The 22,804-nt window shown below is 71.0% G+C and carries 19 protein-coding genes; 9 read left to right on the plus strand and 10 right to left on the minus strand.

Going from position 1 to position 22,804, the window contains the following annotated elements; genetic code table 11:
• Positions 1–65: 65 nt before the first annotated feature.
• From ABZ887_RS15960 to ABZ887_RS15975, 4 genes are all read right to left on the minus strand, one after another.
• Positions 66–1,139, minus strand: coding sequence for a sugar ABC transporter substrate-binding protein (locus ABZ887_RS15960; protein ID WP_361288810.1), 1,074 nt, complete (start codon positions 1,137–1,139; stop codon positions 66–68).
• Positions 1,140–1,278: 139 nt separating this feature from the next.
• Positions 1,279–2,550 carry a sugar ABC transporter permease gene (locus ABZ887_RS15965; protein WP_361288813.1) on the minus strand — a complete coding sequence of 424 codons (1,272 nt, stop codon included), beginning with the start codon at positions 2,548–2,550 and terminating at the stop codon, positions 1,279–1,281.
• 44 nt (positions 2,551–2,594) lie between these two features.
• Positions 2,595–3,374, minus strand: coding sequence for an ATP-binding cassette domain-containing protein (locus tag ABZ887_RS15970; RefSeq protein WP_361288816.1), 780 nt, complete (start codon positions 3,372–3,374; stop codon positions 2,595–2,597).
• Positions 3,375–3,410: 36 nt separating this feature from the next.
• Positions 3,411–4,499, minus strand: a complete 1,089-nt coding sequence (locus ABZ887_RS15975; RefSeq protein ID WP_361288819.1) for a substrate-binding domain-containing protein — start codon at positions 4,497–4,499, stop codon at positions 3,411–3,413.
• Positions 4,500–4,865: 366 nt separating this feature from the next.
• Here ABZ887_RS15975 and ABZ887_RS15980 point away from each other — a divergent pair, with 366 nt between their 5' ends.
• From ABZ887_RS15980 to ABZ887_RS16000, 5 genes are all read left to right on the plus strand, one after another.
• On the plus strand, positions 4,866–7,394 hold the full coding sequence (locus ABZ887_RS15980; protein ID WP_361288822.1) for a SpoIIE family protein phosphatase: 2,529 nt from the start codon (positions 4,866–4,868) through the stop codon (positions 7,392–7,394).
• Positions 7,395–7,411: 17 nt separating this feature from the next.
• Positions 7,412–8,515, plus strand: coding sequence for a substrate-binding domain-containing protein (locus ABZ887_RS15985; protein WP_361288825.1), 1,104 nt, complete (start codon positions 7,412–7,414; stop codon positions 8,513–8,515).
• A 544-nt stretch (positions 8,516–9,059) separates the two neighbouring features.
• Entirely contained in the window at positions 9,060–9,509 is a 450-nt protein-coding gene (locus tag ABZ887_RS15990) for a DUF6578 domain-containing protein (RefSeq protein WP_361288828.1), read from the plus strand.
• A gap of 316 nt (positions 9,510–9,825) precedes the next feature.
• Entirely contained in the window at positions 9,826–10,161 is a 336-nt protein-coding gene (locus tag ABZ887_RS15995; RefSeq protein ID WP_361288831.1) for a hypothetical protein, read from the plus strand.
• Between the two features lie 441 nt (positions 10,162–10,602).
• Positions 10,603–10,983: a hypothetical protein gene (locus ABZ887_RS16000; RefSeq protein ID WP_361288834.1), complete on the plus strand. Its 381-nt coding sequence runs from the start codon at positions 10,603–10,605 to the stop codon at positions 10,981–10,983.
• Positions 10,984–11,104: 121 nt separating this feature from the next.
• Here ABZ887_RS16000 and ABZ887_RS16005 read toward each other — a convergent pair whose 3' ends face one another.
• Positions 11,105–11,635 carry a PaaI family thioesterase gene (locus ABZ887_RS16005; protein WP_361288837.1) on the minus strand — a complete coding sequence of 177 codons (531 nt, stop codon included), beginning with the start codon at positions 11,633–11,635 and terminating at the stop codon, positions 11,105–11,107.
• Positions 11,636–11,681: 46 nt separating this feature from the next.
• Positions 11,682–12,200, minus strand: coding sequence for a helix-turn-helix domain-containing protein (locus ABZ887_RS16010; RefSeq protein ID WP_361288840.1), 519 nt, complete (start codon positions 12,198–12,200; stop codon positions 11,682–11,684).
• Positions 12,201–12,352: 152 nt separating this feature from the next.
• On the opposite strand from ABZ887_RS16010, the gene ABZ887_RS16015 reads away from it, so the two are divergent.
• Positions 12,353–13,945, plus strand: a complete 1,593-nt coding sequence (locus ABZ887_RS16015; RefSeq protein WP_361288843.1) for an MFS transporter — start codon at positions 12,353–12,355, stop codon at positions 13,943–13,945.
• A gap of 80 nt (positions 13,946–14,025) precedes the next feature.
• On the opposite strand, the gene ABZ887_RS16020 is transcribed toward ABZ887_RS16015, so the two are convergent.
• Genes ABZ887_RS16020 through ABZ887_RS16035 form a run of 4 tightly spaced genes read right to left on the minus strand, consistent with a single transcriptional unit; the run spans position 14,026 to position 19,740 of the window.
• Entirely contained in the window at positions 14,026–15,186 is a 1,161-nt protein-coding gene (locus tag ABZ887_RS16020; RefSeq protein ID WP_361288846.1) for an acyl-CoA dehydrogenase family protein, read from the minus strand.
• Positions 15,187–15,191: 5 nt separating this feature from the next.
• Positions 15,192–16,139: a hydroxymethylglutaryl-CoA lyase gene (locus tag ABZ887_RS16025; RefSeq protein WP_361288849.1), complete on the minus strand. Its 948-nt coding sequence runs from the start codon at positions 16,137–16,139 to the stop codon at positions 15,192–15,194.
• The gene (locus tag ABZ887_RS16030; RefSeq protein ID WP_361288852.1) at positions 16,136–18,112 is read right to left on the minus strand and encodes a biotin carboxylase N-terminal domain-containing protein; all 1,977 of its coding nucleotides are present in this window, start codon (positions 18,110–18,112) and stop codon (positions 16,136–16,138) included. The genes ABZ887_RS16025 and ABZ887_RS16030 overlap by 4 nt, the downstream gene beginning before the upstream one ends.
• Before the next feature lie 11 nt (positions 18,113–18,123).
• Positions 18,124–19,740: a carboxyl transferase domain-containing protein gene (locus tag ABZ887_RS16035; RefSeq protein ID WP_361288855.1), complete on the minus strand. Its 1,617-nt coding sequence runs from the start codon at positions 19,738–19,740 to the stop codon at positions 18,124–18,126.
• A gap of 85 nt (positions 19,741–19,825) precedes the next feature.
• Here ABZ887_RS16035 and ABZ887_RS16040 point away from each other — a divergent pair, with 85 nt between their 5' ends.
• The 3 genes from ABZ887_RS16040 to tesB all read left to right on the plus strand — a co-directional run bounded on the left by ABZ887_RS16040 (position 19,826) and on the right by tesB (position 22,799).
• Positions 19,826–20,428: a TetR/AcrR family transcriptional regulator gene (locus ABZ887_RS16040; RefSeq protein WP_361288858.1), complete on the plus strand. Its 603-nt coding sequence runs from the start codon at positions 19,826–19,828 to the stop codon at positions 20,426–20,428.
• Positions 20,429–20,739: 311 nt separating this feature from the next.
• Positions 20,740–21,897 (plus strand): acyl-CoA dehydrogenase family protein, encoded by a 1,158-nt coding sequence (locus ABZ887_RS16045; protein ID WP_361289305.1) that lies wholly within the window; start codon positions 20,740–20,742, stop codon positions 21,895–21,897.
• 35 nt (positions 21,898–21,932) lie between these two features.
• Positions 21,933–22,799 (plus strand): acyl-CoA thioesterase II, encoded by an 867-nt coding sequence (tesB, locus tag ABZ887_RS16050; RefSeq protein WP_361288861.1) that lies wholly within the window; start codon positions 21,933–21,935, stop codon positions 22,797–22,799.
• The last annotated feature ends 5 nt before the right edge of the window (positions 22,800–22,804 follow it).

Genomic DNA, 22,804 nt, shown 5'->3' on the forward strand with positions numbered 1-22,804 from the left:
GGGGTGGCCCGCCGAAGTCAACTCCCGTGCGAGTGGCGCTCATTGACCCATGCCACTCCCGGTTCTCACTGTCGGTCGAGACTGTTGCCCCACAGGGAGGGGTCGGTGCTCTTGAGGCTGGGGACGCCGCCGTAGGTGCCGCCGTCGGCGGTGACGAGCGGGGCGGAGAGCTGGTCCTCCAGGAGTCCGTCGCGGATCCGCACGATGGTGCTGTCGTGGTCGGTCCTGCCCGGCTTGAAGGTCTTCCCGTCGATCGCGGCCTTCAGGTAGTACAGCGCGTACTTGGCGTAGAGGTCGACCGGCTGGGACACGGTGGCGTCGATGGTGCCGGCGGAGATGCTCCTGAGCTCTCTGGGGATGCCGTCGTTGGAGACGACGAACACGTGCTTCGGGTTCCTCGGGCCGACCAGCAGCCCCTGCTGCCTGAGCACGTGGAGCGTGCCGGAGAGGGCGAAGCTGGCCTGCAGGTAGACGCCCTTGATGTCCGGGTGTGCGGTCAGGTCGGCCTGGAGCTTCTGCGCGGCGACGTCCTCGTCCCAGTTGGTGGTCTCCCCGAACACCTTGATGTCCGGGTAGTTCGCCTTCATGCACGCGTCGAACCCCTCGGTACGGTCACGGCCGTTGATCGACGAGAGGTCGCCCTCGAGCATCACGACCTTGCCCTTGCCGCCCAGCTTGGTGCCCAGGTACTTGCACGCCTTCTCGCCGTAGGCGCGGTTGTCGGCGCGGACCACCATGTAGACCCTGCCGGTGTCGGGGCGGGTGTCGAGGGTGACGACCGGGGTCTTCGCCGCCTGCAACTGCGCCAGGATCGGCCCGATGGCGAAGGTGCTCTGCGGGGCCATCGCGATGCCCTTGGCGCCCAGGAGGATGAGTGTCTGCGCGTTGGCGGCGAGCTTGGCGACGTCGTCCTGCGAGTTGGTGGTCCTGAGCGAGAGGCCGAGTTGCTCGGCGTACTCGGGGGTGTACTTGATGTACGCGTTCCAGAAGTCGGTGTCGGAGCGCGGGTAGTCGACGCCGACCAGCGGCTTGCCGTCGCTCGACGTGGCCGTGCTGTCGGAGCCGCCGCCGCAGGCGCCGAGCAGGACGAGTGCGGAGAGGGCGCAAGCGGTGGAGCAGAGGACGGGTCTGGACCTCATCGGTACTTCCTCGCGCTGGGTCCCGGAGCGCCTGCCGTCTCCCCCGGGCTCACCTGACCGACGGAGACATGCCACCCGGCCGACACCAAACTGTCTCATCAGCCAATATACCGGGGCATCCCAGGCGCCCGGGGAAGGGTCAGGCGCGCCCGTGCGCCTGCTGCGTGTGCCGGGACAGCGAGTCGATGACCACGGCGGCGAAGAGCACCCCGCCCGTGATCACCAACTGGACGGCGGTGGGGGTGTCGGTGAGGGCCATGCCCGAGGCGATCGACTGGATGACCAGGATGCCGAGCACGGCGGACCAGGTCGTACCGCGTCCTCCGAACAGGCTGGTGCCGCCGATGACGGCGGCGGCGATGGCGTTGAGCAGCAGGACGCCGGAGCCGGAGTTCTGGCTCACCGACGTGATGCGCGAGGCCAGGAACAGGCCGCCGGTCGCCGCCAGTGTGCCGGAGACCGCGAGTACGGCCGTCTGTACGGCGGTCACGTCGAGGCTGGCGCGACGGGCCGCCTCGACGCTGCTCCCCAGTGCGTAGACCCGCCGTCCGTAGTGCGTGCGCCGGAGCACGATGTCGAGGCCCGCCACCGTGACGAGGAAGATCAGCAGCGCCAGCGGCAGGCCCTGGAACTGGTTCAGCAGATAGGCGGAGCCGAACCCGATCACCGCCACGGCTCCGGTGCGCACCCCGATGGCGCGCAGCGGGCGGTGTGGCATGCCGAGGGCCACACGGCGGCGCCTGTTCAGGTAGGCGGAGAGGAAGACCAGAGCTGTGGCGAGTGCCGCCACCGCGTAGGCGACGCCGGCGTTGGTGAAGTAGTAGCCGGTGAGGTGGGCGATGAGCCCGTTCTCGTCGAGGTTGATGGTGCCGCTGGTGCCGAGGATGACGAGCATGAGGCCGTTCCACGTCAGCAGCCCGGCCAGGGTGACCACGAAGGCCGGCACCCGGGTTCTGGCGATGGAGTACCCCTGGACGGTTCCCGCCGCGGTGCCCGTCAGCACGGCGGCGATCAGGGCGAGCCATTCCGGCACGCCGTTGTTGACGTTGAGCACCGCGAAGACCGCGGCGGCGAACCCGCTGGTCGAGCCGACCGACAGGTCGAGTTCACCGAGCAGCAGCACGAAGACGATGCCGACCGCGATGAAGCCCGTGCCCACGATGTCCACGCTGATGTTGGACAGGTTGCGGGGCGAGAGGAAGGTGGAGTTCAGACTCTGGAAGATGATCCAGACCGCGGCGAGGACGAGGGTGACGGGAAGGTAGCCGAGCTCACCGGCGCTCAGCCTGCGCCGCCGGACGGTGATCCAGCCGGCCACGGCACGGCCGACGGCCCGCCCGCCGAGGCCCCGACGGGCTTTCGCGGTGGCTGCGGCAGGATCGGCCGGCGTCTCGTCCGCCATGTCACGCATCCCTTTCACCACTCGGCTTCACCACTCGGCTTCACCACTCGGCGTCACCACTCGGCCTCGCGAGGGGCCGGCCGGCGGGGCACGTTCTCCGTGGCGCCCGTGACGGCGGAGATGATCTGTTCCTGGGAGGCGGTGCTCACGTCGAAGAAGCCGTTGTTGCGGCCGAGCCGCAGCACGGCGGCCCGGTCCGCGAGCGCCTTCACATCGCCCATGTTGTGGCTGATGAGCAGAATCCCCAGGCCGTGGTCGCGGAGCCGGTCGACGAGGTCGAGGACCTCGTTGGTCTGCTCGAACCCCAGCGCCGCGGTCGGTTCGTCCAGAAGAAGGACGCGCGGGTCGCCGAGGAGCGAACGGGCGACGGCGACGGTCTGCCGCTGGCCGCTGGACAGTGACACCAGAGGACCGCGCAGGTCGGGAACGCTCCGGGTCAGGCGTTCCAGCAGCTGTGCGGTGCGGCGCTCCATCTCCACCTCGTCGAGGAAACCGAACCTGCGGATCTCCCGTCCGAGGAAGAGGTTGCCGACGACGTCGAGGCCTCCGCACAGCGCCAGGTCCTGGTAGACGGTGGCGATGCCGAGGTCCCGGGCTTCCTGGGGGCGCCGGATGTGCACGGGCCGGCCCTCCCACTCGATGTTCCCCTGGTCCGCGGGAGCGACCCCGGAGATCACCTTGACCAGGGTGGACTTGCCGGCTCCGTTGTCGCCGAGCAGGGCGAGGACCTCGCCTGCGTGGATCTCCAGCTCGATGTCCCGGAGAACCTCGACGACGCCGAAGCGCTTGCACACGCCGTGCAGGGCGAGCAAGGGGGGCGGCAAGAGAATCATCTCCTTCCCGGGCCTGGGGTCGGCCGGTCCCGCCCGTCAGGTCAGCCCGGCCTTGTGGCAGTCGCCCGCGAGTGACAGGGGGCAGATTTGTTCGAGCGTGTACACGCCGTCCTTCACCAAGGTGTTCTTGATGGTGGCAAGGACCACGGGCACCGGAGTGAGCAGCACGGCCGGAACCTCCGCACCGCCGCGGGTTTTCACCCGCCTGGTGGCCACCCCGTCCAGGCGCTGACCACGGGCGGCCGCCACGGCCATGGCGCCGCCGGCGGCGGCCTCGGGTCCGAACGGCTTGTAGACGGTCATGTACTGATCGCCGTCGACAATGCGCCGTACGGCCGCGAGCTCGGCGTCCTGCCCGGTGACGGGAGGCAGCGGGGTGACCTTGTCGGCCTTGAGGGCGGCGATACTGCCGGCGGCGAGGCCGTCGTTGGCGGCGTAGACGCCGTCGATGCCGTCGGCGCCCAGGGCGGAGAGGGCTCCGGACATGTTCCGGTTCGCCGTCTCCGCGCTCCACTCGGGCGTGTCGTACTCCTTGGCGATCGTCGTCCTCCCCCGGAGTTCGGACAGTGCGCCCTGCTTGAACGACAGTGCGTTGGGGTCGCCGGGGTCGCCGTTCATCATCACGATCCGGCCGTCGCGCGCCTTGGCGCCCATGGCCGTCAGCAGCGCCCTGCCCTGGAGCCTGCCGACCTCCTGGCCGTCGAAGGAGACGTAGCCCGAGATCGGGCCCTCGGCGAGGCGGTCGTAGGCGATGACGGGGATGTGGGCGGCAGCCGCTCGTCCGACCGAGGCGGCCATGGCTCTGGCGTCGACGGCCGTCAGCACGATGGCATCGACCCCCTCGGCGATCGACGAGTCCATCTGTTTCTGCTGGATGGCCACGTCGCCTTCGGCGTTGGCGTGCTCGATCGCGCAGTCGCCGCACAGCTGCCCGATCCTCCGCTCCAGCAGGGGCCTGTCCCGTGTCTCCCAGCGGGCCGTGGTGGCGTCCGGCAGCAGCACGCTGATCTTCCGCGCGCTCCCTGCGTCGGAGGTGCTACCGGCGTCCGCTCCGCAGGCGGTGGGGGACACGGCCGTCGAGACCGCGGCAAGGGCGAGGGCGGTGTTCCGAACGCGGGCCTTCATGCGCGAGACCTCCCTCCGCCCTGGAGCGCCGTGGCTGCAACCGCGGCGCGGCAGCGTGGCCGGCCAGGGCGGGGCAGGGTTCCGGCCGGTGCGCCAAGGCGGGGCAAGGTTCCGGCCGGTGCAGCCAGGGCGGGGCGGGGTTCCGGCCGGTGCACGCCCGGAGCAGGCGAAAATCGCACAACGACCACCTCGCCAGTCTGGCACCGGCCCTGGTGAACCGCGAACCCGGTGCCACGCAGCCGACAGGACACCAGCCTGTCCACCAGCCCGTCCGGTTCATCCCTCCATGCACCCTCTATGCGACTCTGGTATGGGGAGTCACCAGCGGTAGCGGCACCCCGGCACAGACGGGAGGTGGATGCGGAGATGCCTCACCACGGCAGTGCCGGGGCCGGACTCTCGCAGCCGGGAGCGGCCGGGGCCGGCGTCGCGGACACCGGCGTACCAGCGGGGCCGCGGACCGCGAGCGTCCGCGCCCTGACGTTCGCCGGAGCGGCGTCGGCGGTGCTCTATGTGCCCGACGCGGGTTCTGACGACCTTCGGTCGGTGGACACGGCCGGACGCTCCCCTGCCGAGTACGGGCTGCCGGAGCGCCTGGCCCTGTCCGGCGGCTCGCCTGCGGCCAGCGCCTTCCGCGCCCGCCACCCCGTGTGGCTGACCCCCGCGGCACTCGCCTCCTGGCCCGAGGGATGTCCGGCGCCGCCGCGAGCCCGGACATCGCTCGGTGCGTTGCCCCTGGGCGCCGAGGGCGGACGGCTCGGCTGCCTCGTCATCGTGGGCGCCGGCGAGAACGGCTTCGAAGCCGGGCAGCGGCGCTTCCTGGAGCGCTATGCGGACGCGGTCGCCGCCGTGCTGGAGGCCGGGGCCGGAGAAGGGCCGGCGCCGGCCCTCCTGAGTTCCGCACTGCGCCGGATGCGCGTCGGCTCCTTCGTCCTGGTGCCGGAAACCGGCCTGCTCGACGCGGACGAGACGCTGCGCGAACTGGTCGGCATCGGGCCGGGCGACTTCGACGGCGGGGCGGACTCCCTGCTCGCGCACGCACTGCCGGAAGACGTGCACGCGCTGATGTCGGTGCTGGAGCCGTCCACCGGCACGTCCGGCCGACGGGAACTGGACTTCCGCGTCCGATGCCCCACCGGTGAGACGCGCTGGCTGAGCCTGAGCTGCCGCGTGGCTGCGGGTACGGACGACCGGCCGGAGCAGGTGCTGGGTGTGGTGACGGAGGCCTCGGTCCTGCACCGTGGCGCCGACGACGTCTCCCGCATCCAGGGGCTGACCGCGGCACTCGACGAGGCCACCACCGTGCGCGACGTCAGCCACGTGGTGGTCACCGCCCTGCGCGCGTCCCTGGGCGCCGACCGGGTGGCGCTCGCCGAACTGCGGCACGAACGGCTCCAGGTCACCGGGCTCGACCCGCCGCAGTCCGCCGACTGGCCGCGGACCTGGCGTCTCCAGCGACGTCCGGAGTGGCCCGACACACCCCTCAGCGCCCTGCCCACCCTGCGGACGGCTCTGCGAGACGGACGTATGCACCTGTGGCCCGCGGGCACCGCCTTCGAACCGGGACTCGACGGCGTCGGCCCCGGGGGCCTTGCCGTCCTGCCGCTGCCCGCCGAGGGCCGGGCCGCCGGCGTGTGCCTGATCGGCTGGGACCGGCCGCACGAGTTCGCCCCCAGGGAACGTTCACTGCTGACCGCCACCGCCTCACTGGCCGGTCAGGCCCTCACCCGCGCCCACGCCCACGACGCCGAGCAGGAACTCGCGACGATGCTGCAGCGCAGCCTGCTGCCGCGATGCCTGCCCGAGCTCTCCGGCGGGATCGCCGTCGCCCGCTACCTGCCCGCCCGGCGAGGGCTGCAGGTGGGCGGCGACTGGTACGACGTGATCGCCCTCTCCGAGGACCGGGTGGCGCTGGTCATCGGCGACGTGCAGGGCCACAGCGCCGCAGCCGCGACGGTCATGGGACAGATGCGCACCGCGGTCAGGGCGTACGCCGTGGAGGGCCATCCGCCCGACGTGGTCGTCTCGCACGCCAACCGCCTCCTCGTCGGCATGGAGACGGATGTGTTCGCCACCTGCTGCTACGCCGAACTGGACATGGACGAGGGCGACGTCCTGTTCGTCCGGGCCGGGCACGTCGCACCGCTGCTGCGCCATCCCGACGGCAGCACCGAGGAGGTCGAGGTCGAGGGCGGCCTTCCGCTGGGCATTTCCATGGAGGCGGACTTCCCGATGACCGCGGTGGCACTGGCACCCGGGATGATGCTGGCCCTGGTCACCGACGGGTTGATCGAGGCCGCCGATCTCTCCATGGACGAGGGCATGCGCCGCGCTCGCGCCACCCTCGCCACGGCCGACCCGTCGGATCCCGGGCGGGTGGCCGACGACCTGCTGGGCGACTACGGCCGCCGTGAGGACGACGTGGCGCTGTTGCTGCTGCGCTACGACGGCATGAAGACCCGGCCGATCCGGTCGGGCTGGGTGGTGTGGCGGCTGCCCGACGCCGTCATGCACGCCCGCCGCTTCACCGCACGCACGCTGCGCCGCTGGAAGGTCGAAGCAGCCACCGATCCGGTGCTGCTGGTGGTGTCCGAACTCGTCACCAACGCGCTGATGCACACCCAGGGCGCGGTCCGTCTCGAACTGGTGCTCCGCGGGGACCGGGTACGCGTCTGCGTGAGCGACTCCTCTCCGCGGGCGCCCGCCAAGCCCGTGATCGTGGACTGGGAGTCGACCGGCGGCCGGGGCCTGCTCCTGGTCGAGGCGGTGTCGGAGTCCTTCGGCACGGTGCCGGTGGCCGGCGGCAAGCAGGTGTGCAGCGAGATAGCGGTACCGGGTCGTGAACCGGCTGCTGCGGGCGCGGCACCCGGCACCGAGGACGGGGACCGATCATGACGTTTCGTAGCCCATGCATGACGTCCCGTACGCGGTATGCCGTCGCCGCGCTTGTCGCGGGCCTGCTGACCGTGCCGTCGGCCGCCTGCAGCGGAGGCGGAACGACCACCACGGACAGCTTCACCGTCGGCCTGCTGCTGCCGAGCCGGGCGGTGCCGCGCTGGGAGCACTCCGACAGGCCGCTGATCGAGCAACGGGTGAAACAGCTCTGCCCGCACTGCCATGTCACGTATGCCAACGCCAACGACGACTTGACGACCCAGCGGCAGCAGATGGTCGCCATGATCACCAAGGGGGTCAGGGTCCTCATCCTCGTCGCCACCGACAACCGGGCGATGCGCTCCACCGTCCAGGAGGCGCACAACGCGGGTGTCCCCGTCGTCGCCTACGACAGGCTCGCCGAGGGGCCGGTCTCGGGCTACGTCAGCTTCGACGGCGCCAAGGTCGGAACGCTGCAGGGCCAGGGTCTCCTCAAGGCCATGCACGCCCCGGCCGGGGGCGGGGGCGGGGGCGGGGGCGGGACCACCGTCGTCATGATGAACGGCGACCCGACCAGCCCCAACGCCGCCTGGTACAAGAGGGGTGCGCTGTCCGTCCTGCGGGGCAAGGTGCGGATCGGCCGTTCCTACGACACCCCGGGCTGGAGCACGGACAACGCGAACGCCAACATGTCCGCCGCCATCTCGGCGCTGGGCCTGGGCCGGATCGACGGCGTCCTGGCCGCCAACGACGCCATGGCCGCAGGTGTCATCTCCGCGCTCAAGACCGCCCATGCCAGGCGCCTTCCACCGGTCACCGGCCAGGACGCCGACCTCGACGCGGTGCGGCGCATCGTCGACGGTGAGCAGTCCATGACGGTGTACAAGTCCTTCCGCGCGGAAGCCGAAACAGCCGTCGCCATGGCCCTGGCCCTGGGCCGCGGCGAGAAGCTCCACACCATCGCCACGACGACGACCGACAGCCCCACCACCCACGACATCCCGTCCGTGCTCCTCACTCCGGTAGCCGTGACAACCGCCAACATCGAGCAGACGCTCGTCAAGGACGGCGTGTACACCATCGCCCAGATCTGCACACCGCAGCTACGGGCCGCTTGCGCGAAGGCAGGACTGACTCCTTAGCCGGGCGGGGCCGGTGTGGGGGGCTTGACCGGGAGTCGAGGCACGTCGACAGGGTTGATGTCGAGGAGTTCATCGACGTCGCCGTCGAGCGGACCGGAAGTCAGGAGGCGGGGACCCCCATCACGACGCGGGGAGCGACCCCGGCCGCCGCGAGGTGGTGCCGTGACGGGTGTCGCGCTGACGTACAGGTACAGCAGGAAGGCCGGCCACGGCTTCGTCTGAGGTATTCCGGTTCGGGGTGGCTCGACGAGCAGGGTGTCCTCGGCCAGGCGCTGACAACTCGCCTGCGTGGCTTGCTGTTCAGGACGGCTGTCAGTGCCCAGAAGGCGGCCCGGTCATTCTCACTGGCGCAGGATGCCAGAGCCGTCTGCCATCCACGGCTGACATCAACGAGGCCGGACGGCGGCATACAGCCCCCCCGGCGACCGTCGGACCACCTGACGACGGACCCGGAGGCGGGCGTAGACCGAACTCCTGGAGCGGATGTCGTAGATCATGCGCGGGGCCCCGGATGAGCTCGGGTCGCTCGGCGGACAATGGCGGCATGACGTTGACGATTTGGGTCGATGACTGGCAGATCCAGTGCTGCGGTCAGAGCTTCGCGCCAGGGGATGTCGTCTCCTGGACGCTGTTGGAGGTCGATCCAGAGGATTACGCCGACGTCATTGGCAGCGAACGGGCCGATGAGATCGACTTCCGCGAGGAGCATCACGGCCAGGGGGAGGGGCACGCAACCGCCTCGCTGGAGGTGGTGTCGATCGTCGAGGTGCACTGCCGCTACGGGGTACCCCCGGGCGCTGTGGAAAAGGTGAACTCCCCCGTTCCGGGCACGACCGTGCTCGTGCCGGTGCGCGAGGCGGACGGGTGGGTGAAGGCCAGGCCGGACGTTAGCTTCGCGGGCTATCTGGTGAAGGCCCGGCGTGCCACGGACAGGCCGGAAGGTGCGGCTGCTCGCAGCAATGAAGGAGCCGACGGCACACGTTGCCGGACCTAAGGGCTGGCTGTCCGGCAAGTGCGGCCGTGCCTTGACCTCAGACCGGCTCGATAGGGTCAGGGCCACAGCCTGCGGAAGAGGATCGTTCGATGGCGACGTACGACCAGCTGACCGAGTGGGCCGGTCTGGGGCAGGTCACGTCCGCCCGGCGGCAGCGCTTGCTGCGTGCCCGGCCGGACGGTCGACAGATCAACGCCAGGACACCCACAGGGTCAGTCATAAGCAAGGGTCAGACCGACACGGCCGGGACCACCCGATCCTTGCGGGATCCGGTACGAAGAGACTGACAGTCAGAGGTTGGTGGCATCGTGCCCGTATGGACACGCTCTTTGATCTTCCCGAACCGGAGACAGCGGAAGAGGCCGTCATTGCTCACTACCGGCTGAGCGACGACCAGTACGGTTCGCGTGCCGAGCGGGAGGCGGTCTTTGACGCTGAGCGCACCATGACGGCCGCCGTCGAAGAGGCGGGGGTCGGTGAGATGGACGGGAACGAGTTCGGCGGAGGCGAAGCCGTCCTGTACGCCTACGGGGCTGATGCGGAGGCGCTGTTCAAGGTGATGGAGCCGACCCTTCGCGGTCTGCCGTTCCGGCCGGCCCACGTCGTGTTGCGGCAGGGGAGCACGGAGACGGAGACCCGAGTGGATCTGTGATGCGGTACAGCAGCCTGTATGACCTTCATGACCGATCTCTACGGAGCTACAGATCAGAAGGCGCTGCTCTCGGTGCTGTGTGTGCCGGAGGCAGCACGGGTGGCCTTCACGCGACGTGGGACCACGGTCCCTCGGTGTCGGACTTCGGGATCCAGAGCAGTGGTTGGCTCGTCCGGCAGTGGTCGGTCACTCCGTCCTCCCAGGGGAAGCGTCCGGGCTTGTCAGGCCAGAACAACTGCGTCTTCCTCATCCTGGTGGGAGTCGGCCTGCTGTGTGGAGGGACGGTCATCGCCACCGACTATGCGCCCGGAGCCTTCCGAGGCCGCTCGGCAGGCTGCGGGAGTAACGATGGCCGGGGCGCTGCGGAGGTGTCCGGTCGGCCTGCCCGGTGCCCGAGCTGTTCCGCTGACGTCCAGGCGCTGTCGTTGAGAGGCTGGGGGCATGCTGCTGCCGCCCACGCACGGGAAGACCGAACTCATCGAGGTCGTCCGCATCACCGACCCCGTCAGGCACCTCGGTTCGGAGGACCTGGCCGGCGACATTGCCGCGATCTGGGAGGGAGACCAAGCCCGGCAGGCACTGGCTCTGATCGCCGGCCTGCCGGGAAGCGAGCCGTACCGCTGCTTCCTCCCGGGCTGGGGAATCCGGGCGCACAGCTCCTCCGAGCAGCTCTTCGAGATCGCCTTCTGCTTCCGCTGTCACGGTGCCCGCATCTGGGGGCCGGGTCTTCCTGTCGAGCAACAAGGCCAGACCTTCGACGCGGAGAGCCCTGCGGCACTGGAGCTGCTCCACCGATTCCGCTCCTGCCTGCCGGACCGATGAACGGTCCCGGCAGCTTCGGGACGAAGACGAAGAGGCCGCCGTGCAGGGGCGCGCTGGGATGTGCGTCGGCCTGCGGGAACCTCGCTCGGTGGTTCCCGTGGGCCGGCACCGTCCCCCAGGCTCACTTTTCCTGGCTGCCCCCGACCGGGAAGAGCATGCAGCTGCTGGTCGCATGGGCCAGCAACCGGTCCTCGGAGTCGCGGAGTTCCGCCTGGGCGAGGGCCGTGCGGCGGCCGCTGTTGAGGACGGTGCCGATGGCGCGGATCTTGCCGGTGCCGACGGTGATCGGGCGCAGGAACTTCAGGGTCAGGTCGATCGAGGTGTACCCGGTGCCCTGGGGCAGCACGGACTGCACCGCGCAGCCGGCCGCCGAGTCGAGGAGCGTGGCGTAGACGCCGCCGTGGACGCTGCCTATCGGGTTGTAGTGCTCCTCGCCCGGCACCAGCGCGAAGACCGCCCGGCCGTACTCGGCCTCCTTCAGGGTGATACCCAGGGCGGCGGTGATCGGCGGTGCGGGCAGGCGCCCGGCCAGGATCTCGCGGAGGAAGCCGAGACCGCTGTGGTCCGGGACGGCGCCGGCGGACACGGCCGGGTCTCCCCAGCTGAACGTACGTGACCTGGACGTCTGTCCGGGCTGGAAGTCGAGCGTCAAGACAACTCCTCGTAGTGCTTCCTGGGGGGGGGCGGTGCCGGGCGTATCAGTCGCTGTCGCTGTCGCCGTCGGGTTCGGGGCTCTCCGAGCCGACGCGGATGAGGCCCGGGCCCGCGTCGACGAACGACTCCCCGCGTCGCACGTCGTGGCCGTCGTCGCAGCGCAGCACCGCGTGCACCGCGGCGCCGCAGTCCCGGTGGCGTACGACCACCGGGGGCCCCTGTTCGTCCGCGGCCCAGGTGTCGCCCCACTGCCGCAACGCCGTGAGGACGGGCAGGAAGTCCCGTCCCTTGTCGGTCAGCCGGTAGGCGTACCGGGTCCGCTGGCCGGGTTCCTGGTACGGCACGCGTTCCAGGAGTCCGGCGGCCGTCAGCTCCTTCAGGCGCGCCGCGGCGGCGGGTTCGCCGATGCCCACCCGCCGGGCGAAGTCGTCGAAGCGGCGGGTGCCGAAGAACGCCTCGCGCATGATCAGCATCGCCGTCCTGTTGCCGGCGATCTCCAGAGTCCGGGCGACGGAGCAGTTGGCCATGGACCAGGCGTCCCGCTCCCGCACCAGGTCCGTCATCTCTCCACGCTCCCTCTCTCCACCCTCCGCCTGACTTGCCTCATGCGAAGTCAGCCTATAACGTCACAGCTGACTTCTGCAATCGTAAGTCAGCTCGGGTCGTCGAGGGCACTGCCGCCCACTGCCCGCAGCTCGGCCGAGACGAGGACACGATGGCTTCCACCCCCACCCCCGCACCGGGCCGGCTCAAGCGGACCGACCGGCAACCCGGCGACCGGCCTCCCTCCCGCTCCGACCAGCCCTCCCGGCGCGCGGCGGCCGTCACCCTCGTCGCGATGTGCCTGGGCGCGATGACGACCTTCCTGCTGATCACCGCATCGGTGTCGGCCCTCTCGGCCATCCAGGACGACCTGCACGTCTCCCCGACCGGCCTCGTCTGGATCCCCTCCGCGTACACCCTGCTCGTGGCCAGCCTGGTGATGTCCGCGGGCACCATCGGCAACCTCTACGGCCGCAAGCGCGCCTTCCTCGCCGGTGCCGTGGTCATGATCGTCGGGTCGCTCACCGTCTTCGCGGCGGGTTCGACCGGGGGCGTCATCGCCGGCCAGCTCGTCTCCGGCCTCGGCGGCGCCCTCATCCTGCCCAACAGCCTGGCCATCCTGGGCGCCGCCTTCCCGGACCCGCACCGACGCACCGAGGTCGTCACCGCCTGGGCGGCCGCCTCCGGCATCGGACTCGCCGCAGGACCGCTGATCGCGGGCACCCTGCTGGACCACTTCCACTGGAACACCGTCTTCCTGTCGACCGCCGCCCTCGCGGTCGTCACCATGGCCGCCGCCGTCTTCGTCGCCGAGTCGCGCGGCCCCGCCGGCAAGCTCGACATCCCGGGCCAGGTGCTGGCCGCCCTGGGCATAGCCGCCCTCGTCTACGCCCTCATCGAAGGCGGGCACGACGGCTACACCAGCCCCCGGATCCTCGTCGCCTGGGTCGTCGCGGCAGCGGCGCTGAGCGGCTTCGTCCTCGTCGAGCGGGCCGCCCGCACCCCCATGCTGGACATGAGCCTGTTCCGGTCGCCGTCGTTCAGCGCCGTCATGTTCGTCGCGGCCGTCTCCCTGTTCGGCTTCACCGGGGTGGCCATCCTCTCGGTGCTCTTCTACGAGCGTGTCCAGCAGCTCTCCGCCCTGGACGTGGGCTGGCGGCTGCTGGCCTTCTTCGGCGTCTACGTCGTCGTCGCCTACGCGACCGGACGCGTGATCCGACGTACCGGCTTCAAACTGCCGCTGACCCTGGGCTTCCTCGTCGGAGCCGCCGCCACGGCCGGGTTCACCACGGTGGAGCCGACCACCCCCTACGCCCGGGTGTGGTGGCTGTACGTGCTCTTCGGCACCGCGTCCGGGATGGTGGCCGCGCCGAGCACCGCCGCCGCCCTGGTCAGCGTCTCCCATGAACATGCCGGCATGGCTTCCGGGGCCGTCAACGCTTTCCGCCAGATCGGGTCGGTCACCGGCTCCGCCCTGCTCGGCGCCCTGCTCGCCAGTCGGCTCCAGTCCCGGCTGCCCGACCGGCTCGACGCGCACCACGTCCCCCGGGCCGCCTGGCCGGCCGTCGAGCACGCCGTCTCCACGGGCACCGGCGGCGGCCACGGGGCGACGCCGCCGAACGTGACCGCCGCGATCGGCGACGCCTTCACCTCCGGCGTCCACGCCGGCATGACCGTCGTCGCCGCCGTGTTCCTGTGCGCGGCCGTGGTCTCGGCCCTGCTGGTACGCAACCGGCCGCACCACACCACCGCCACGGCGAACTGATGCCGCACCGCACCACCACGACCGCGAACTGACGCGCGGCCCGGCAGGAATCCCGTGATCGGGGAAGCCGCCGGCCGGCCTCAGCTCACCAGCCCCAGCTCCCGTGCGATCAGCATCCGCTGCACCTCGCTCGTGCCCTCCCCGATCTCCAGGATCTTGGAGTCGCGCCACATCCGGGCCACCGGGTACTCGTTCATGAAGCCGTAGCCGCCGTGGACCTGGGTGGCGTCGCGGGCGTTGTCGACGGCGACGGTGGAGGAGTAGAGCTTGGCGAGGGCCGCCTCCTTCTTGAAGGGTTCGCCGGCGACCAGACGGGAGGCCGCGTCGCGCCAGGCCAGGCGGGCCGTGTGGGCCTTCATCTCCATGTCGGCGATCTTGAACTGGATGGCCTGGTTGGCGCCGATCGGGCGGCCGAAGGCGTGCCGTTCCTTCGCGTACTTCACCGACTCGTCGACGCAGCCCTGGGCCAGGCCGGTGGCCAGGGCCGCGATGGCGATGCGGCCCTCGTCGAGGATGCGGAGGAACTGGGCGTAGCCGCGGCCCTCCGCGCCGAGCAGGTTGGCGGCCGGGACCCGGACGTCGGCGAAGGACAGCTCGCGGGTGTCGGAGGCGTTCCAGCCGACCTTGGAGTAGGGGGCGGCGACCGAGAAGCCGGGGGTGCCGGAGGGGACGATGATCGAGGAGATCAGCGGCTTGCCGTCCGGCTTGCGGCCGGTCACCGCGGTGACCGTCACCAACCCCGTGATGTCCGTGCCCGAGTTGGTGATGAAGCACTTGCTGCCGTTGATCACCCACTCGTCGGTGGCGGGGTCCAGGCGGGCGGTGGTGCGGGTGGCGCCCGCGTCGCTGCCGCCGTCCGGCTCCGTGAGGCCGAAGGCGCCGAGGAGCTCGCCGGAGCAGAGGCGGGGGAGCCATTCGCGCTTCTGGTCGGCCGTGCCGAAGAGGTGGATGGGCATGGCGCCCAGGGAGACTCCGGCTTCGAGGGTGATGGCGACCGAGGAGTCCACCCGGGCCAGCTCCTCCAGGGCGATGCCGAGGGCCAGGTAGTCGCCGCCCATGCCGCCGTACTCCTCGGGGAACGGCAGCCCGAACAGGCCCATGCGGCCCATCTCGCGGACGATCTCGTACGGGAACTCGTGCCGCTCGTAGAAGTCGCCGATCTTCGGCGCCACGACGTCGTGCGCGAACTCCTCCACCGTACGGCGGAGTTCTTCCAGTTCGGGGGAGAGGCGGTGGTCCATGGTCGTCACTCCTGGTGGGAGAGGGCGCGGACGGTACGGGACGGGCTGGGTCGGCCCAGTTGTTCGGCCATCCACACGCTGGTGGCGGTGAGTTTGCCGAGGTCTACTCCGGTCTCGATGCCGAGGCCCTGGAGCATCCAGACCAGGTCCTCGGTGGCGAGGTTGCCGGTGGCGGACTTGGCGTACGGGCAGCCGCCGAGCCCGCCGGCGGACGCGTCGACCGTCGTCACGCCGTGTTCCAGGGCCGCGTAGGTGTTGGCGAGCGCCTGGCCGTAGGTGTCGTGGAAGTGCACGCCGATGACGTTCGTCGGCACGCCTTCCTCGTTGAGCAGGGAGAGCAGTTCCAGGACATGGCCCGGCGTGGCGACCCCGATCGTGTCGCCGAGGCTCAGCTCGTCGCAGCCCATGTCGCGCAGCGCCTTGCAGACCCGGACCACCTGGTGGAGCGGGACGGCGCCCTCCCAGGGGTCGCCGAAGCACATCGAGACGTAACCGCGGACGTGCACGTCGGCGTCCTTCGCCTGCCGGACGACCGGGTCGAAGACGGCCAGGGACTCGTCCAGCGAGCGGTTGAGGTTGGCCTCGGCGAAGGACTCGGTGGCGCTGGCGAAGACGGCGACCCGGCGGGCGCCGAGGCCGAGGGCACGGTCCAGGCCGCGCTGGTTGGGGACCAGGACCGGGAGGGCGACGCCCCGCAGATCGGCGAGCTGGGGGAACAGGTCCTCCGCGTCGGCGAGTTGGGGCACCCACTTGGGGTGGACGAAGCTGGTCGCCTCGATCGTCGTCAGGCCCGCGTCGGCCAGGCGGTGGATGAACTCGGCCTTGACCTCAGTCGGTACGGCCGTCTTCTCGTTCTGCAGTCCGTCGCGGGCGCCGACCTCGTGGATGCGGACCCGGGCGGGGAGGTCGGTCGCCGGTACGACCATGGGGAGGCCGGACTCCTGGGCGGTCATGCCGTCTCCTCCTCGTCCTCGTGCGGGGCGATCACGGCCAGCACCTGGTCCATGGCGACCGTGGCGCCGGGCTTCACGTCGAGTTCGGCGACCGTGCCGGCGTGCGGGGCGGAGATGACGTGCTCCATCTTCATCGCCTCCACCACCAGCAGGCTCTGACCGGCGGTGACCTCGTCCCCGACGGCGACCTTCACGACGGTCACCGTGCCGGGCATCGGCGCGGTGAGGGAGTCGGCACCGGCGTGGACGCTGCGGCTCAGCGAGGCGGCGACCGGGTCGTGGTCGCGGACCTGCCAGGCGTCGCCGTCCCGGCCGAGCCAGTCGGCGGCACGGTGGAAGGTGTGCCGGACGCCGTCCAGGTCCACCGACACGCGGTCGGCGGTGACGGTGTGCGTGCCGCGCGGGACGTACTCCACCGGGTCCTGCACCCGGAGGTGGAAGCCGACGGGCCTGGGAGTACCGCCGATGCGCCAGCCGCTGGGCACGGAGAAGGGGTCCGTCCAGCGCCCGTCCGCCGCGACCGGCTTCAGCGCCTCCAGGCGTACGGCCGCCGCCGCCTCGTACACCTCGTCCGGTACGTCCGTGGAGACCAGGTCGTCCATCACCCGCTCGACCAGACCCGTGTCCAACTCGCCCGCCAGCACGGCCGGATGGGCGAGGAGACGGCGCAGGAAACCCGCGTTGGTCTGCACGCCCAGCGTGACCGTCTCCGCGAGGGCCCGGCGGAGCTTGCGGAGCGCGGTCGCGCGGTCCGGGCCGTACGCGATCACCTTGGACAGCATCGGGTCGTACAGGCTGCCGACCTCGGTGCCCTCGCGGAGCCCGGAGTCGGTGCGGACGCCGTCGCCGTGCGGTTCCCGCAACAGCAGCACCGTGCCGCCGGTGGGCAGGAAGCCGCGTGCGCCCTCTTTGACCGACACGGTCTCGGCGCAGATCCGGGCCTCCACGGCGTGCCCGGTGAGTGTGATGTCGTCCTGCGCGAAGGGCAGTTGCTCGCCGGCCGCCACCCGCAGCTGCCACTCCACCAGGTCAAGGCCGGTGACCAGCTCAGTGACGGGATGCTCCACCTGGAGGCGGGTGTTCATCTCCATGAAGTAGAACGACGACACGGGGGGTTCGGGGGGTGTCCCCCCGACAGGCACAGTGCCGCCCGGCACGATGAACTCCACCGTGCCCGCGCCGACGTACCCGCACGAGCGCGCCGCCTGCACCGCGGCCTCGCCCATCGCCGCCCGGGTCGCCTCGTCGAGCAGGACCGACGGCGCCTCCTCGATCACCTTCTGGTGCCGGCGCTGGAGCGAGCACTCGCGCTCGCCGAGGTGGACGACGTTGCCGTGGCCGTCGGCCAGGACCTGGATCTCGATGTGCCGGGGCCGGTCGATCCACCGCTCGACGAGGAGGGTGTCGTCGCCGAAGGAGGCGCGGGCCTCGCGGCGGGCGGCCGCGATCTCCTCGTCCAGGAGGGCCAGGTCGCGCACCAGCCGCATGCCCTTGCCGCCGCCACCGGCGGAGGGCTTGAGGAGTACGGGGGCGCCCAATGCGCGTGCCGCGTCGGCCAGTTCGGGGTCGCGACCGCCGGGCACCACCGGCACCCCGGCCGCCTGCACCGTCTCCTTCGCGCGGATCTTGTCGCCCATCAGCGCGATCGCGTCCGCGGGCGGGCCGATGAAGGCAAGCCCGGCCTCCTCGCATGCCCGCGCGAAGGTGGCGTTCTCGGCGAGGAAGCCGTACCCGGGGTGGACCGCCTGGGCACCGCTCACCGCGGCCGCCGCCAGCAGCCGCGCCACCGACAGATAGCTCTCGCCCGCCGGCGCCGGACCGATCCGGACCGCGGTGTCGGCCTCCCGGACATGCCGGGCGTCCGCGTCGGCGTCGGAGTACACGGCCACCGAGCGGACGCCCAGCGAGCGCAGCGTACGGATGACCCGGACGGCGATCTCGCCCCGGTTGGCCACGAGTACGGTGTCGAACACGAGTCCCCTCCTCACATCCGGAAGACGCCGAACTGGGGCTCACCCAGCGGCGCGTTGCCACAGGCCGTCAGGGCCAGTCCCAGCACCTGCCGGGTGTCGAGCGGGTCGATGACCCCGTCGTCCCAGAGGCGGGCCGTCGCGTAGTAGGCGTTGCCCTGGTGCTCGTACTGGGCGCGGACGGGCGCCTTGAAGGCCTCTTCCTCGTCGGCGGGCCACGACTCGCCCCGCGCCTCCAGCTGGTCCCGCTTGACCGTGGCCAGCACGCCGGCGGCCTGCTCGCCGCCCATGACGGAGATCTTGGCGTTGGGCCACATCCACAGGAAGCGGGGGGAGTAGGCCCTGCCGCACATGGAGTAGTTGCCCGCGCCGTACGAACCGCCCACGACGAAGGTCAGCTTCGGCACCCGCGTGCAGGCCACCGCCGTGACCATCTTCGCGCCGTGCTTGGCGATGCCGCCGGCCTCGTAGTCCTTGCCGACCATGAAGCCGGAGATGTTCTGCAGGAACACCAGCGGGATGCCGCGCTGGTCGCAGAGCTCGATGAAGTGGGCGCCCTTCTGGGCGGACTCGGAGAAGAGGATGCCGTTGTTGGCGACGATGCCGACCGGGTGGCCGTGGATGCGGGCGAAGCCGGTGACGAGGGTCTGCCCGAACTCGCTCTTGAACTCGGCGAACCGGGAGCCGTCGACGACCCGGGCGATGATCTCGCGGACGTCGTAGGGGGTGCGGGGGTCGACCGGGACGGCGCCGTAGAGGCCGTAGGGGTCGGCCTTGGGCTCGACGGCCGGGGTGACCTCCCAGGGCAGGGAGCGCCGGACGGGGAGGGTGGCGACGATGTTCCGGACGATGCGGAGGGCGTGCGCGTCGTCCTCGGCGAGGTGGTCGGTGACACCGGAGACGCGGGAGTGGACCTCGCCGCCGCCCAGTTCCTCGGCGGTCACGACCTCGCCGGTGGCGGCCTTCACCAGCGGGGGGCCGCCGAGGAAGATTGTCCCCTGGTTCCGGACGATGACGGCCTCGTCGCTCATCGCCGGGACGTACGCGCCGCCGGCGGTGCACGATCCGAGGACGGCCGCGATCTGCGGGATGCCCGCCCCCGACATCCGGGCCTGGTTGTAGAAGATCCGCCCGAAGTGGTCGCGGTCCGGGAAGACCTCGTCCTGCATGGGGAGGAAGGCGCCGCCGGAGTCGACCAGGTAGACGCACGGGAGGCGGTTGTCGAGGGCCACCTCCTGCGCCCGCAGGTGCTTCTTCACGGTCATCGGGTAGTAGGTGCCGCCCTTGACCGTGGCGTCGTTGGCGACGATCACGCACTCGCGGCCGCTGACCCGCCCGATCCCGGCGATCACGCCTGCGGCCGGGGCCGCCCCGTCGTACATCCCCTCGGCGGCCAGGGGAGCCAGCTCCAGGAACGGGGACCCCGGATCGAGCAGGGTGTCCACCCGGTCCCGGGGCAGCAGTTTCCCGCGTGCGGTGTGCCGGGCGCGCGCCTTCTCGCCGCCGCCCAGCGCGGCCGCGGCGAGCTTGGCGCGCAGCTCGTCCACGAGGACGCGGTGCGCCTCCTCGTTGGCCCGAAAGGCCTCCGACGCGGGGTCCGCCGCGCTCGTCAGCTCCGGTGCCTGGTCCATGCCGCGATCCCCTCACTTTGTTAATGAGCGTTAACGCATTTCCTTCAGGTTAACGACCGCTAACCTCCCTGTCTAGAATTGCCTCATGGTCACGAGAACCGACGCCCCGACCCGCCGCGAGCAGATCCTCAAGGAGGCGGCCCGGCTGTTCGCCGAGCGCGGCTTCCACGGCGTCGGCGTGGACGAGATAGGTGCCGCGGTCGGCATCAGCGGGCCCGGTCTCTACCGGCACTTCGCGGGCAAGGACGCGATGCTCGCGGAGCTGCTGGTGGGGATCAGCGGGCAGCTGCTGACGGGGGCCAGGCGCCGTCTGGCGGAGGCCGACGGGGACACCGCACCCTCGGCGGTCCTGGACTCCTTCATCGAGGGCCACATCGACTTCGCCCTCGACGACCGTCCACTGATCACCCTGCACGACCGGGAGCTGGACCGCTTGCGCGACAGCGACCGCAAGCTGGTGCGGCAGCTCCAGCGCCAGTACGTCGAACTCTGGGTGGAGGTCCTCCGCGGCGTCTACCCGGCGCTCGCGGAGCCCGCGGCGCGCTCCGCGGTCCACTCGGTCTTCGGCCTCCTGAACTCCACCCCGCATTTGGGCCGACCGGGTTCCCTCCCGGGCCGCGGCGCGACGGCAGTCCTGCTCCACCGGATGGCGAGGGGCGCGTTCGGGGCGGCGGCGGGGGAGGAGTGAGGGCAGGGGCGGGGGAACGGCGGCGCCTTGCCGCTCCCGCCCCGCCGCGCCTGCCGAGCTGCCTGGGGTCGGTTCGGCGCCGCCGGTCCGCGCCGTCGTGGCCGATCGCCGTCGCGGCGGGATTTTTGGTGGGCGGTGAGGTGCGGGTCTGCCGTATCCCGAAGTGGGGCGGTGCATCCCCCCGGGGCGGGGGGCGTGACGAGCGTTACCCCCCTCGCTCCGCCTTGCACCCTGGACCCGTCGGCTACCCACCGGTACCTTGGGGTCTGAGCAAGCGCTTAGACATGCCGGAGTCCGTGGAGGTGGCGGCCGTGCGCCGTACGTTGTTCGACGAGGATCACGAGGCGTTCCGGGAGACCATCCGCGCCTTCATCGAGGCCGAGGTCGTACCCGTGTACGACGAGTGGTTCGCAGCTGGCCAGGCCCCCCGCGAGTTCTACTACAAGCTCGCCGAGCTCGGCGTCTTCGGTATCCGCGTCGACGAGGAGTACGGCGGCGCCGGCATCGACTCCTACAAGTTCGAGGCCGTCCTGTACGAGGAGACCGCCCGCGCGGGCGTCGCCTTCGGCGGCTCCGGCGTGCACGTGCTGCTCGGCCTGCCGTACATAAAGCTGCTGGCGACGGACGAGCAGAAGAAGAAGTACCTGCCCAAGTTCGTCTCCGGCGAGGAGATGTGGGCGATCGCGATGACCGAGCCGGGCACCGGCTCCGACCTCGCGGGCATGAAGACCACCGCCAAGCTCAGCGAGGACGGCACGCACTACGTCCTCAACGGCGCCAAGACCTTCATCACGGGCGGCGTGCACGCCGACCGGATGATCGTGTGCGCCCGGACCTCCGCCCCGACCAAGGAAGACCGTCGGCACGGGATCTCGCTCTTCGTGGTGGACACGAAGGCGGAGGGGTACTCCGTCGGCCGCAAGCTCGACAAGCTGGGCCTCAAGACCTCCGACACCGCCGAGCTCGCGTTCGTCGACGTCAAGGTCCCGGTCGAGGACCTGCTCGGCGAGGAGAACAAGGGCTTCTACTACCTCGGCCACAACCTCGCCTCCGAGCGCTGGGGCATCGCCTTCGGCGCCTACGCGCAGGCCAAGGCCGCCGTCCGGTTCGCCAAGCAGTACGTGCAGGACCGCGTCGTCTTCGGCCAGCCCGTCGCCGCCTTCCAGAACACCAAGTTCGAGCTGGCCGCCTGCCAGGCCGAGGTGGACGCCGCCGAGGCCGTCGTCGACCGCGCCACGGAGGCCCTGGACGCCGGTGAGCTGACCCCGGCCGAGGCCGCCAGCGCCAAGCTGTTCACCACCGAGGTCGCCCACCGCGTGATCGACCGCTGCCTCCAGCTGCACGGCGGCTACGGCTTCATGAACGAGTACCCGATCGCCCGCCTGTACGCGGACAACCGCGTCAACCGCATCTACGGTGGCACCAGCGAGATCATGAAGACGATCATCGCGAAGGACATGGGCCTGTAGGGCTGCCGCAACAACCCGCCAGTAGAAAAGGTGCCATGAACCAGGCACTAAGTGATCTCCTCGACCTGCTCGACCTGGAGCAGATCGAGGAGAACATCTTCCGCGGCCAGTCCCGGTCCGCCGTCGTCCCGCGCGTCTTCGGCGGACAGGTCGCGGCCCAGGCGCTGGTCGCCGCCGGGCGCACCGTCCCGGCGGACCGGCACGCCCACTCGCTGCACGCGTACTTCCTGCGCCCCGGCGACCCGGGCGCGCCCATCGTCTACACGGTCGAGCGCCTCCGCGACGGCCGCTCCTTCACCACCCGGCGCGCGGTCGCCGTCCAGCACGGCCGGCCGATCTTCGCCCTGTCGGCCTCCTTCCAGCTGGCCGAGGAGGGCCTCGAACACCAGGCCCCGATGCCCGCCGCGCCCGACCCGGAGACCCTGCCCACCTCGGCGGAGCGCTTCCGCGACTACGGCCACCTCGACCCCGCCGTCGTCGAGAAGTTCCTCGAGGCCCGCGAGGCGATCGACCTGCGCTACGTCGAGGAGCCGCCGTTCGGCAAGTACGGCGAGCCGCGCGAGCCGCACAGCCAGGTGTGGTTCCGGACGAACGGCAAACTCGACGACGACCCCCTGCTGCACGTCGTCCTCGCGACCTACGTCTCCGACATGACCCTCCTCGACTCCGTCCTGCTCGCGCATGGCCGCGGTGGCTGGGCGGTCGGGGACGTGGTGGGTGCCTCGCTGGACCACGCCATGTGGTTCCACCGGCCGTTCCGCGCCGACGAGTGGCTGCTCTACGACCAGGAGTCGCCGTCCGCGCACGGCGGCCGCGGGCTCGGCCAGGCCCGGATCTACACCCAGGACGGTTCACTCGCCATTTCCGTGATCCAGGAGGGTGTGGTCCGCGTCCCCAGGTAGAACTG

This window comes from Streptomyces sp. NPDC047061, from assembly GCF_040643955.1.
Taxonomy (GTDB): Bacteria; Actinomycetota; Actinomycetes; order Streptomycetales; family Streptomycetaceae; genus Streptomyces.